The 12,309-nt window shown below is 40.6% G+C and carries 19 protein-coding genes and 1 pseudogene; 17 read left to right on the top strand and 3 right to left on the bottom strand.

Annotated elements, in window-relative coordinates; translation table 11 throughout:
• Positions 1–20: 20 nt before the first annotated feature.
• Positions 21–941, bottom strand: a complete 921-nt coding sequence (locus A6E04_RS19385) for a manganese-dependent inorganic pyrophosphatase (RefSeq protein ID WP_065612149.1) — start codon at positions 939–941, stop codon at positions 21–23.
• Between the two features lie 841 nt (positions 942–1,782).
• Between A6E04_RS19385 and A6E04_RS19380 the strand changes: the two genes are divergently transcribed.
• On the top strand, positions 1,783–1,986 hold the full coding sequence (locus A6E04_RS19380; RefSeq protein ID WP_065612148.1) for a hypothetical protein: 204 nt from the start codon (positions 1,783–1,785) through the stop codon (positions 1,984–1,986).
• A gap of 57 nt (positions 1,987–2,043) precedes the next feature.
• A complete protein-coding gene (locus A6E04_RS19375; protein ID WP_065612147.1) occupies positions 2,044–2,826 on the top strand; it encodes a hypothetical protein in 783 nt (260 codons plus the stop codon).
• 152 nt (positions 2,827–2,978) lie between these two features.
• Here A6E04_RS19375 and A6E04_RS19370 read toward each other — a convergent pair whose 3' ends face one another.
• Both A6E04_RS19370 and A6E04_RS19365 read right to left on the bottom strand, forming a co-directional pair.
• A complete protein-coding gene (locus A6E04_RS19370; protein ID WP_065612146.1) occupies positions 2,979–3,932 on the bottom strand; it encodes a phage integrase in 954 nt (317 codons plus the stop codon).
• A 37-nt stretch (positions 3,933–3,969) separates the two neighbouring features.
• A complete protein-coding gene (locus A6E04_RS19365) occupies positions 3,970–4,236 on the bottom strand; it encodes a helix-turn-helix domain-containing protein (RefSeq protein ID WP_244886297.1) in 267 nt (88 codons plus the stop codon).
• Positions 4,237–4,420: 184 nt separating this feature from the next.
• Here A6E04_RS19365 and A6E04_RS19360 point away from each other — a divergent pair, with 184 nt between their 5' ends.
• The 15 genes and pseudogenes from A6E04_RS19360 (at position 4,421) to A6E04_RS19305 (ending at position 12,276) form a co-directional block, all read left to right on the top strand.
• Positions 4,421–4,612, top strand: coding sequence for a hypothetical protein (locus A6E04_RS19360; protein WP_139078886.1), 192 nt, complete (start codon positions 4,421–4,423; stop codon positions 4,610–4,612).
• Between the two features lie 238 nt (positions 4,613–4,850).
• Complete coding sequence (locus A6E04_RS19350; protein ID WP_065612142.1) at positions 4,851–5,111, top strand: hypothetical protein; 261 nt, start codon at positions 4,851–4,853, stop codon at positions 5,109–5,111.
• Positions 5,112–5,125: 14 nt separating this feature from the next.
• A complete protein-coding gene (locus A6E04_RS19345) occupies positions 5,126–6,040 on the top strand; it encodes a hypothetical protein (RefSeq protein WP_065612237.1) in 915 nt (304 codons plus the stop codon).
• On the top strand, positions 6,040–6,177 hold the full coding sequence (locus A6E04_RS21385) for a hypothetical protein (protein WP_175365443.1): 138 nt from the start codon (positions 6,040–6,042) through the stop codon (positions 6,175–6,177). Before A6E04_RS19345 ends, A6E04_RS21385 begins: the two co-directional genes overlap by 1 nt.
• An 11-nt stretch (positions 6,178–6,188) precedes the next feature.
• Positions 6,189–6,314, top strand: a complete 126-nt coding sequence (locus tag A6E04_RS21600) for a hypothetical protein (protein ID WP_280513418.1) — start codon at positions 6,189–6,191, stop codon at positions 6,312–6,314.
• A gap of 59 nt (positions 6,315–6,373) precedes the next feature.
• Positions 6,374–6,577: a hypothetical protein gene (locus tag A6E04_RS19340; protein ID WP_065612141.1), complete on the top strand. Its 204-nt coding sequence runs from the start codon at positions 6,374–6,376 to the stop codon at positions 6,575–6,577.
• An 8-nt stretch (positions 6,578–6,585) separates the two neighbouring features.
• Positions 6,586–6,864: a hypothetical protein gene (locus A6E04_RS19335; protein ID WP_139078885.1), complete on the top strand. Its 279-nt coding sequence runs from the start codon at positions 6,586–6,588 to the stop codon at positions 6,862–6,864.
• Between the two features lie 15 nt (positions 6,865–6,879).
• Complete coding sequence (locus A6E04_RS19330) at positions 6,880–7,149, top strand: hypothetical protein (RefSeq protein WP_065612139.1); 270 nt, start codon at positions 6,880–6,882, stop codon at positions 7,147–7,149.
• Between the two features lie 16 nt (positions 7,150–7,165).
• Positions 7,166–8,149, top strand: a complete 984-nt coding sequence (locus A6E04_RS19325; RefSeq protein ID WP_065612138.1) for a hypothetical protein — start codon at positions 7,166–7,168, stop codon at positions 8,147–8,149.
• Positions 8,150–8,946: 797 nt separating this feature from the next.
• Positions 8,947–9,210 (top strand): hypothetical protein, encoded by a 264-nt coding sequence (locus A6E04_RS19320; protein WP_139078883.1) that lies wholly within the window; start codon positions 8,947–8,949, stop codon positions 9,208–9,210.
• Between the two features lie 25 nt (positions 9,211–9,235).
• A complete protein-coding gene (locus tag A6E04_RS21020; protein ID WP_083199105.1) occupies positions 9,236–9,481 on the top strand; it encodes an Ogr/Delta-like zinc finger protein in 246 nt (81 codons plus the stop codon).
• 7 nt (positions 9,482–9,488) lie between these two features.
• A complete protein-coding gene (locus A6E04_RS19315) occupies positions 9,489–9,830 on the top strand; it encodes a terminase large subunit domain-containing protein (RefSeq protein WP_175365444.1) in 342 nt (113 codons plus the stop codon).
• A 299-nt stretch (positions 9,831–10,129) separates the two neighbouring features.
• Positions 10,130–10,387, top strand: a pseudogene (locus A6E04_RS21520) (DNA circularization N-terminal domain-containing protein); the annotation flags it as partial.
• A gap of 9 nt (positions 10,388–10,396) precedes the next feature.
• The gene (locus tag A6E04_RS19310; RefSeq protein WP_244886303.1) at positions 10,397–11,335 is read left to right on the top strand and encodes a hypothetical protein; all 939 of its coding nucleotides are present in this window, start codon (positions 10,397–10,399) and stop codon (positions 11,333–11,335) included.
• Complete coding sequence (locus tag A6E04_RS19305; RefSeq protein WP_065612134.1) at positions 11,332–12,276, top strand: phage tail protein; 945 nt, start codon at positions 11,332–11,334, stop codon at positions 12,274–12,276. Before A6E04_RS19310 ends, A6E04_RS19305 begins: the two co-directional genes overlap by 4 nt.
• Positions 12,277–12,309: the final 33 nt, after the last annotated feature.

The raw sequence follows: 12,309 nt of genomic DNA, 5'->3' as shown, positions 1-12,309 counted from the left end.
ATTAACCATGTTTATAGTTATTATGCGAAAACTTCTTGCAATTGAGGAACAATTTGCTTCTTACGGCTAAGAACACCATCAAGCCATACTCGTCCATTTTCAGTAACTTTACCGTAAGCTTTTGCTGTTAGTTCTTCATTATCACTGATTACTAATAATTCAGAACCTTCTTTCATGATATCGGTCAAAAGTAGAATCATCGTATGACGATTACCCTCAACTTTCATCACTGCAATATCCGCTTCTAATTCTTCTTTAATATCATCAAATACTGAAAGATCGATAACTTCAAGTTGACCAATACCAACAAGCTCACCATTCATATTGAAATCTTTAAAGTCTCGCATAACAAGATCACGTACAGGTGTACCTTCAACTGCCGATTTCACCTTAAACATTTCCATGCCTAATGCTTTAAAATCGTCAATACCAGCGATTTCAGCTAATGCTTCAACACATTTAATATCAGCGGTTGTGCATGTTGGTGATTTAAAAATAACAGTATCACTCAAGATTGCACACAACATAATGCCAGCAATATTCTGAGGGATCTCAACTTGATAAAAATCATACATCATCTTGATAATTGTATTACTACAACCAACAGGACGAATCCAACACTCTAAAGGTGTAGATGTTGTTAAATCTCCTAATTTATGATGATCAACAATACCTACAATGGTTGCTTCTGCAATATCATCAGGTGCTTGAGTTAATTCTGAATGATCGACAATATAAACTTCTTCACCAGCATAGCTAGTTTTAAACTCTGGAGACTCTAAACCAAACTTATCAAGGATGAATGCTGTTTCAGGAGAAAGTTCACCTAAGCGAGCAGGAATAGCTGCTTCGCCAATTTGATTTTTTAAATAAGCAAGTGCGATTGCACCACAAATTGAATCTGAATCTGGAATTTTATGACCCACTACATACATTGACATTGTATTACTCTCCTTTAAATATGCCGTTATTCTACCAAATTAGGGGCATTTGAACACAGAAAGTATCAATAGAACTGAAACTATCTATGATGCCAATAATGAATACATACGTTAATCACCACTTTAAAAATACTAAAATAGGCATATTAATTACAATGAATTATTAAGTGCCAATTAGTGTGGGCTATGTTTAATGTAGAATAAGCTTGTAACATTCATCCTTGTAGATAAACATTCCTACACGCACCTACCTAAGGTGCGTTTTTTTTATCTCATAAACCTTCTTGTTAGATATGATTTTTTAATTTAAGATTTATTAAAAAACAAAAAAAGGCCTTAGCATTTCTGCTAAGGCCTTAATATGGCAGGGGTGGAGAGATTCGAACTCCCAACACGCGGATTTGGAAAACGAACAATATACCTATAAAAACAATGAGTTATTTTAGTGCATTAATACGTTTCGTGTTATTTCATGCTATTTCGTATTATTTCACACATTCAGTCATTTAAATATTACCTAAATTGTCAAAATCAACAACATACCACCATTCATTAAAGTGAATATTAAATGCATATCATTGAAATTATTACAAATTAGTGATTGTACTGGCTAAAAACCATAAGGGGATTTAATTACCAACACGCATTCTATTTACACATTACTCTCAAAAGTTAAGAGCACTATAAATGATGTTGCGTTGATTAAATTACATACTTCAGCGTCGAAAATTGACGATAAATACATTGACTTTATATCAAGTAATAAGCTAACGTTATTGTCATATAACAGATATGCTACCTCTAATTTAAAACTATACGTAATTTAAAAGGAGATGCCATAATGAGTTGGATTATGAAGTTTTTCAAAAAGCTATTTCAGCGAGAAAGCACTCAACAACCGAGCAAAGAATACCCTACTCTTAAAATGATCAGTCCTGATGTGGTAAAAATGGATTTTGAAGCATTTAGAAGAAATAAAGGGATTCGGAGCCAAGCAAAAGCAGCTAGTGAAAACTTTAGCGCTCGACCAAAAGCACAAGCTTAATAATTTTTTATCAAAGGGCTAATATTTATTAGCCCTTTTTTTATGAGTTAAACTTAAATGATTAAACCTTCCGTTTTTTTTGTCTTGATCCTCTGCATAGCAGGTTATTCTTTTGCAAAAAATTACCATAAAACACACTATAATTTAAAGCGTAGTAGTGGGTACCATACCTTCCTTATGTCAGCTGTTTTGGGGGCTATTTTATTCTCAATCGCCACCATCGTATACATAGCCGGATTGCAAATCGGTAACGCTACTGGTCTTGATGTATCTTTTGGGCGCTATATTTTAATTGATGTATTTAAAGGAGGGCAATCAGCCTCAGAGGTGATTGTATTCGATATTGCACTAATATCTATGCTTTTAGCTTGGGTCATTCCTGCATTATATTACTTTATAAAAGGAAATAAAAAGGCTCTATTTTTCAATCAGTTTGCCGAAGACCCTAAAAGCCCTGAGTTTACAAGGCTTTTCTTTATGTCACATTATCATGAAATGCCCATTTTATTTACCATGTCGGACAGAAAAGTGTACATAGGATTTGTCACGGAGATTTATTCAAATGATTTTAATGATATCCATATAATTCCTTATGTTAGTGGTTATCGAGACAAAGACACGTTGGAACTAAAAACTGTAACTCCTTATCAGGATGTTATGGATGAAATAAAAAATAACAACCAAAAAGATGTTGACTTAAAAACATTCACAGTAGCCCTCCCGTTGAGAGAAATAGCTCACGCACACTTATATGACTTTAATCATGAAGAAAATTTTCACGAAAAAGAACAAAAACATAGAGACAAACTTGAATTCGACAAAGGCAATCACTGGCTTTGAATCGAATTTTAAAAATGCACAAAATAGCCATCAAGGTTATGCAAGGGAATATTATAATCTATGAGCCAAGTTAGCTTTCATGATTAATGCAAAAGGCAGTTGCCTCATTCGAGCGAGCGAGGTAACTGCCTTTTTTATTTATTCAAATAAATCTACTGGTGATCATTCAAAGGATTTAGCACCAATGCTTCCTCTAAATGTTCAGGAGCCAAATGCGCATACCTCATTGTTGTAGTTATTTCGCTATGGCCTAACGTATCACGCAGTTTTACTATATTTCCGCCATTCATTACATAATGACTCGCAAACGTATGGCGTAAGACATGAGTCATCTGCCCCTTTGGTAGGTTAATCTCGGCCTTTGCCACTGCTTTTCTGAAGCTTGTTAAGCTGTTCAAAAACATTCGATTATCGTTAACTGGTTTTAATTTAGTTAGTTCATCAAATAGTATCGAGTTAACTGGCACCGTTCGGTTCTTACTAGACTTCGTATTCAAGAACGTCACCTTGTGATCTCGAATTTGCGAGGGCTTTAAATTTTCAGCCTCTCCCCATCTCGAACCAGTAGCCAAGCATATTTTTACTATGTGAACTAACGAACGATTGCGAAACGTCTTGCACACTTCAAGTAATCGCCCAATTTCGTTATGACTTAAATAGCGCAACTCCCCTTCTCTTTCTTTAAATTGCCTAATCTTAAGAAGTGGATTTTCATACTTAATCACTCCTAATCTATCAAGTTCATTAAACATTGCTCGCAAGTAAGAGTGCTCGCGGTTAATAGTTGCAGTACTAACCTCTACTGTTCTCATTTCTCGGTATTTAGCAAATTGCTCAGTTTTAAAATCACTACCGATCGGATTACCTAAGCGTTCCGATACTCGGTATAACAATTTTCTTAATCTAATATGATCACGCAATGTCTTACCGTGCATTCGATACCAGATCATTATTAACTCATCCAGTGTGCGCATATCCTTGTTTGGGTTATTGCGCTGCGCCTGTAATGCCAATCTAATTTCATAATTTTTAGCGTCTTTTTCTATGTGAAAAAAACGCGCAGGTTCAAGCGTTGAATAGTAACCCTTCTCACTACTCTCAATCATAAAACACCCCACGAATAATATTTTTTAATGCAGGTAATTACGCACGCTTTTCCATCGTCTCTGCGTCGATAATTCCGCATTGCAATAGAATAGAAAAATCGGGACAGACCTGACCCGACTCGGGTAGGGTTTTGCCTGTCATCAACCAGAATGTGTACTTCTCAAAACGCTCGTGATTTGTAATCTTTGTAAGATTATCACCTCTAGGTTCCCTTACTTCTTGTTCGTAATTTCTAATGGTTCCTCTTGGTATATCAACCAATTGAGCCATTTCTTCACGCTCTAGCATTTCAGACAATCTCATTGCTTTTAATCTTTTACCTAAATTCATTCTTGACCCCTTACATCGTTTGATGTAAATTGTTCTAGTACATCAAACGATGTAATCGAAATAATACGAAATAACACGAAATAACACGAAACGTTAAAGGGTATCACAAATGGCAGCTTATGTTCAGGCGATAGGGAAGTTCTGTGAGGAAACCGGAATGTCTAGACATTCTGTAATTCTTCGTATGAATGCAGGCGATATTCCTGAAGTCCCAAGAGAAAACGCTAAAGGTACTAGATATATAGACATGATTGAGTTTAAGGAGCGCGTAGCTTCTGGGCAGTTTATTTTGTCTGACCTATCTAAGTTATCAAAAGATAAAAAGAAATCAGATAAAAGCAACGCATAACCATTTCATTGGCAGAGGTTTACGGTGATTTCAGTACAAATATTCTCAGTAACAAAGCACCAATTAATCAGCATTGTTCCTTATTGTGAATATTCGTCGAACTTCTACCGCGCCATCGTTGAGATGGAAATAAAACACAACAAATTCGCTGAGGAAATGATTATATTTCCCCATGAAAAAATAGCCATTATTACGCTAAACAACGACCAACAGGTTGTTATTCGAGAGAGTGCAGATCATGATGAACACTGAAGCCCTTACTGTTATCTATAACGGCATACTGCAAGGTTATCAACATAAACAGTATGAAATGATTGAAAATAATCTGCCTGACAACTCTCGTCGCGTACGCTCTGAAAATATGCGAGAAAGGCTAACCAATCAAATCGCAGAGCTATCCACAATGGCTTACGATATTGGAGATCATGATTCAGCGGCGTTTTTTATGGATACCGCAAGAAATCTAGGCTCTGACGCCGTTCCTGCACTGCCTCTTTGATTGCGGGTTGTATTATGAATATTTCCCTAGCTAAAGCATTCTGCACGCTCGTATTGCTCTCATGCGCAATTACGTCTGCGTATTTAACGTATTTATTCATGTATGAATTAGGCTCAGCCATTGGTGTGGCGATCATATTTGCGATCATTGGGATCACTCTAGATTTAGTAAAAACTATTTCACCCACTTTTATACCCACTGTCGCTAAACAGAATTCACTTATTGCCCTACTTCTTGTTGCTTTAACAGGCGCACTTATGGTGATAAGCACCATTGCTTCTATCTCAGCCATTGAGAAAGGCGCAAATCAAATGACGGTAGCCACCAAACAGAACGTGGCCATAACCGAACAAATCAAATACAAGAAACTGGAGTTAGATAACTTACAGTTACTTTCTAAGACGCAACTCAGCGCAAACCAAATATCAAAAGCAGATAGAACGGCAATCACTGTTTCTCGTGTAACTGACGAGCTGAATGCGCTTTATCACGCACAATCAAACACAAAAGACTCTTCATTACTTAGTCAGTATGACTCAAAAATCACCCTGTTCATTGCGGTTTCTATCGAAGTGGTTTCTTTCGTAATGGCTCTCACTTTGCATTCGTTAAATACACTTGAGACAAGTGTAAAAAGTGTATCAAGCCCAGTAAACACAACGGTTATACCACCAAGTGTATGTCAACAAATTCAAAGTGTATTGCCAAGTGTAAGCACAGATAAAACACTTGAGATGCACTTTGTTGCAAGTGTTATGGATGATGTAAAAACAGCAATCTTAAGTGGCGCGGTAAAGCCCAGTTATCGAGGGTTAAAAGCGGCCTTTGGAATGCCACAAGAGCAAAGCAAGCACATATTAAACCTACTGCACCAACAATCAATTTTAGAGCCGTGGAATAACGGTGGCTACCGACTGAGGGCAACGTAATGATGCAACAACAAGAATTTATCGCAAAAATGGCGATCGCATATATGCAAAATCATGGACACACACCATCGACTGAGCATTTAAAAGATTGGGCAGATTTATGGCGCGCCACAAATAACGTGGCTCAATTAAGTTAAAAGAGTAAGTGATGAGCAGAGAAGACTTTTTAATAAAGATGATCATGGCGTATGCGGAAAATCACGGTTGTGCACCAGTAGCATCACAGATTGATGGTTGGACTGAATTACATAAAAGTTACACAGGCCAATCATGAGTTATTGCCCTTTTTGTGGCGATAAGTACCCATAACATTAACCACAAAGGTAATTGAATATGAAAGTTTGGACAGTACCGGAAGCGGCAAAAGCACTCCCCATTGATGCGAAAGTTAAGTTCTTTCTCTCTCTTTCTAACAAGAAAGATTTCCACGAAGGCGTAGTTTCTAGCGCGCCTAGAATTTTTTTAGGTGAGGTTGTCGTTTCGCTATATGGCCATGCCGGTGCGTTTTGCGTTAATCACTTGGAGTTATCTGAATGAGTTCAACAATGAAAAAGAAATCATTAATAAAAACAAGCTACCAAAAGCTATATGCAGCAGTTCGCACCGAGCGAGTTACGGCCCTTATTGCCGCCCTAGCTAATACGAAACGTAAACATGGTGTGATGGTGGCTTGTGATCTATCAGAAAAAGCACACAAGATCTTTCATAAAGAAACAGAAATAAGACGCTATGAGTCATTGGCTGAGCGAGTGGTGAGATATAAACGCCAAAAGCAATTAAGTTACCCACATACGCATACTTACAACTTCCATGCCGTTAAGTAATTTAAGGATCGCTAAATGAAAACAACAAATAAGACAGTAACAATTAAACAGCTCTACAAAGAGATCCACTCTGCAAGTCGAGGCGGTGGATTGCTTGAGCTATTACTCGCTGTCTACGAGGCGGAAAAGAAAAGCGACCGTTTTACCTCACGTAAAATCGTAGCCTGCATAGACCGTATGCGTAATGAAAACATCGCCACCATTAGATTTGATTTAGAACTGAGGCTGAGATGCTACAAGCATCAAAAAATGAACAACGGCTACAGCATCGCCGTAGTTAAGTAATCGAAGAGATACATTAATGAATACACCCAAGCACATTAACGACACAAATAAGCACAGTGAGCAACCGCTCGCTGCGCTTAGTCGTATGCGCTCGGAAAGTAACGACACAACACCTCTTGAGTTAAAAACAAACCACTCTCGCAGATGGGCTATTGCACCAGTCTGGCATCCACAGGAATCACTGGACGCTGAACTCGATGTTGTCCCTTATGCGAAGCGCAAGAAGAAACACATACCGACACTGAACCGCAAAGTGTTCAACACGATTGAAAAACACGGCGCATGGGTCAGTGCAAAATGGCCATGTCTGGTACATAAGCTAATCGAAGTTGGTTTGCGTAAACGTAACCTATCGTTTAGATCTGATCATAAACAAAATATCGAAAACACCCTACGTTGGATCGCCTACAACTCAGATGCGGTAACAGGCTGCATTAACGTGGCTCGCCTGTGTATTGAGATTGGTAAAGAGATCAATGTATCAAGCTCGACTATCTCATGGATAATGAAAGAGCTTGTTATTATGGGGATCTTGTACGAACCCGAACACAGCGGCCAAGCCATTCAAGATATTATGCATGATGGCAGGCTGCCAAGAACACTGTGTGCAACGCCTCTGTACTACGAACTACTGGGTGTTAAAAATGAAGAGCTTGAACACTTACGTTCAATCGAGATCCAACGCCGCAAAATAGAAGCCGCCAAACGCTATGAGCAATACGATGCAGACATAGCCTTAAAGACATACTGCCAGAGCAATATCCTCCGCGTGTGGGAGTACAGGCACGCACAAGCAACCTCTAGCTACACCATCAAACTGGCGGACATGAAAGCTGTTGATCGTCTTACCTACATCTCTCGCAAGTTAGTTGAGCGCATTAAAGCCAAAGGCTGGGCGGTCAGCACAGACATACCTAACATCACCAAGATGGCCAATAACCTACTAAGTCGCATGGGGCTCTCTGTTAAGCAGAGCGAGCTCTCACCCTCAACACCCTAATATAGTTACCTTGTCACGCTCTTGATTGAGTGGGCCTTGCTATGCCGGCTGTTTATTGTTGGTTAATAAGTAAGCTATGAACACCGATAACTCGATCCATTATGGCCACATCGAGATCCTTTTTGGATCGTATTCTATAAGTTATCCACTTATGTCGGAATAGCCCCCTTTCTAGTGAGGTATAGCCCCCTTGTGAGTCCTGCTAATATTCTTTTATTTATATATTTCAAAAATATCTGACTCCAACAATGCTTGTTGATAAAAGTACCTCCCATTAATTTTTAATGTACTCATACGAAAACAGAAACCACCGTGGGAAAAATTAGCGGGCCCCACAGCCAACATTGACCACATCACAAGAACGCAGGCTTCCCTGTCTTCGTTGGCTGCGCTGAACGTGCTTTTTGTCATTCGACAGGTAAGTTGGCCACACTCTGCTTGTTAAGGGGTAGTTCTTATCGCTACGCGATGGTTTTGGCATTAAAAGAAAGGCAAGATCTAGATTGCGGGGTTATTTGAAGCCCTACGGCTTACTGTGGGGTTTTCTTTAATAAAGTGGAGTCAGTGTTAGAAGTTGGAGCAATAAGCCCCTTGCAGGGGCGTTGAAGGCTTTTGTGGTATACGAAATACCCTAGAACTTGCCTATACCCAACGTGTATTGAACGTATAAACATCGTATTTTTTATTGATAAATGAAGCATTAGCAGATCGTAAATGTTATAATAAAACATTGATTTGCTTTGGAAATTAACTCTATTTCCAAGGCAGTTTTATCCCTATTAATGTTGGTAAATAACGTGAGTGTAGATAATAAAAATCGCCTTCATTGGCATCATGTTTCTTTATTAGTTTATTGCTCTGATGGCACAACCTTTAGCCGCGAAGCTCAAATAAACTCCACGAATCCCTATGTCTCAAAGCCTGTTATTGAACGTTGTAGACAGCAAATAATCAATGAGACAGAACTAGCCGAAAGCGCAAGCATTCAAGCCATCTCTTATATTGGTTGTATGACCGACGCTGAGTTCTTCGGAAAACCAACCGATGGTTACGCGCACTAAGCGCAAAATGATTGGATAAAAAAATATGACTCGCATTCTTCTTATTGAATGTCCGCAGTGTCATTCAAAAGGAAAAGTTACAACATCAAGACGAGTGAGTGATGGACTGCGAGAATTATATTGTCAGTGCGTGAATCTAAATTGCGCCGAAGTGTTCGTCTTGCACTTGTCGTTCTCTCATTTACGAAAACGCACTGGCGGAAAACCCGACCCCGAATTGCAACCAGAGCTGTGCTCTGGCGATGACCAAGTAGATATGTTTGATGAATAAAAATGAAATGCTATACCATTTCGGAGAAAAAGCCCTGAACGATGCCATGTTGACCGGAGATAACCACATCTTCCTATCAGCAACGCCTCTTCAAAGTGAAATGATCCGAAAGCATGTTCTTCATTTAGCGAGCTCACAAGGGCTCACCGTTAAAGGCAATCCGATCGTTTTACCAAACGGAGCCATGTTAGTTTTCTTACTCACCAATAGCGAAACGATGGGTGGATGGTCTGGCCATGCTTACGCCATTAATTGCTTTGATGAGACCAATTTTTCTTATATTCACAAGTTAGTTTCGGCATGGACGGCGGACATAAAATATCACTCCGTATTCTACTCTTTCGAGTAAAAATATGAGTGACATTAATTAACGTGATATTTCACAATTAAATAGGGTTGAATAAACCCTGAAACGAACGATTGCGATCTTGAAGGTCTGCGCGATAACTGCCATAATAACAAAGATTTTCTTTTCTTATCAATGCGTTACGCGCACTTCTTTTGCATAGTCATGCAGCTCCTATTTTTCGTTTTTTAACCGCGCTGAATTTCGGTGCGGAGGGGGGGGAGTGCCGACGCAAGGCCTGCGCGCGCTCCACTCGTCATAACTATGCACAACCATGCATACGACCAGAGAATTAGAGCGCAATGTGGGAAAGAAAGTACGAACAAGGACGATGGAATGGGCTTGAACTCAACATATTAAGCACTGCCATTGATGGTGGTAAGCGGCTGCACATCAGCGAGATCCCTTACGCTGAATTACCTGTCATTAAGGTCATGGGTAGCGCGGCCAGCAATCTATCGCTTGAGGTTGTTCTGGTTGGTTCAAATTCGTTGGTAGAGGCGAACGCCCTACTCGCTAACCTAGACAAAACGCCCAAGGGAGAGCTTGAGCATCCGTGGCTGGGTGAGTTGCCTCTCGTCTTTCAAACGCACTCATTAAAGATTGATACCAAGCTCGGTCTGGTCACTCTATCCCTTGCCTTTGTTCGTGGCGGCGAATTACCAACATTAAGCTCAGTGGTCGCCGCGTCTGGTATCGTGTTCAATGCCGTAACACAAGCAGACGAAGTGATGAGTGTTTCATCCGCCACGTTCGTGGACGACGTTGACGGGGCAAGCATCTCAGACATGAATGAGTTACGTGCCCGCTTTACAGGGTTAGTCACCAAACTGCAAAGCATTGCGAGCAAGCTGAGTATACCAAGTCAGATCCTTTCTCAGTTAAACCAAGAGCTAAACAGCGCATTGGTGGCCATCTCAAGCATTGCCAATGCACCGATGCAGTTCGCCGAACAACTCAGCAAGACGGTTAATGGCCTCACTAAAGCGGTACGCTCAGAGAAGCGCCCTACCAATGAAGCCGTCGACAATGCACGCCTGGCACAAACCTCCATGCTTGAGTTAATCGATCCTAACGTGCCAAGTCCTCATTTCAATGTGCAATTGGTTGTTGCCGCCGTATTGATGAGCAGAGACATTGCCGATATTACGCCACGCGATGACTTTGATGTGGTGCAATCAACCACACAGCCCTTATTTATTCTTAACGATCTACAACGTATTACTACGGAAATAGAAGCGCGTATTGGACAAGCAACAAACGTCTCTACTCTTGAGAGTCTGCTGTTATTCAATGCACTCGTGGTACTAAAAGATGGCGTTGGCGTGCAAATTGGTAAAGTAACCAAAGGAAGTTTACCAACCCGACACAAAACGTTACCACGCCCAGTACCTGCATTAGCTCTTGCGTACCATCATCATGCCGATCCCCGATTGATTATCGCTTTGAATTCCACTCAGCATCCTTTGTTCTTGCGTGATGCTGTCGCAATGGCGGTGAGTCCATGAGTCAATTATCTTTGTTTATTAACGGTCAGCGCGTGCGATTTTTAAGTGCAGAGGTTGGGTTTGCTATTGAACAACTCGCGCACACCTTTACCTGCAGTATTGTTCCTATGGTGATCACAAAACCGTTGCCTGTTGAGTTCAAACTCGATGGTAAGCGCATCTTCATTGGCACCATTGATACGGTAGGAACCAACACCGCAAGCAGTGAATTTGCCATGAGTCTGTCTGGTCGCTCATTGAGTGCCAATATGATTGATTCAAAAATCACAATGGATGCCGTTTACGATCAAACGTTGGACGCCCTGCTTGGCAGTATTGCCAGTGATTTTGGTTTAACCACGCGATCACTTGTTGATGCATCCACCCTTAGCATCATTGATGAGTTTCAAATCAATGCAGAATCACCGGTGGATAATTTCGCACAATTAGCCAAAGAGCAAGGCGTGATACTGATTGAGCGCAATGGCGTTCTTACCCTAGAAAACCCTGCACACGCTGCACTTCAAGGTGTTCGCCTTGAAGTGGGTAAGAACATTGAATCCCTATCGATTGCTCGCAACTTCACTAAACAGTTTTATCACATTGAAGTACAAGGCCAGTGGGATGACGCGCACGCGGTGGTAACCTACGCCCCTGCCAACACACAGCGCAAGACGGTAATTGTGTCCGACCAATTGCAAAGTGCGGCCTCTTGCCTGTCTCGCGCAGAGTACGAGCGTGACTTGGCCATCGCTCAAGGTCTGAGTGTCTCCACCTCGATACCGGCTTTATTTTATGAACTGACAGGAAGCGCGATTAATCGCACCGTTCCAGTGGTTGATGTTCATCAAGGGTTCAATGAAATGATGTTGATTAAATCATTAACCTTGTCGGTCAATGATTCGAGTGCAAGCACCAGTGTTGAACTGTTCAGACCCTTTGAGGAGCAAGCCGATGTTTAATCGAGTCATGAATCGCATTAAGAATCTCTTTGC

The sequence above is a fragment of the Aliivibrio logei genome (assembly GCF_001691055.1).
GTDB classification, from domain to species: domain Bacteria; phylum Pseudomonadota; class Gammaproteobacteria; order Enterobacterales; family Vibrionaceae; genus Aliivibrio; species Aliivibrio salmonicida.
Note: the sequence above shows the minus strand (reverse complement) of the source record. Positions and strands in the feature narration are given on the sequence as shown.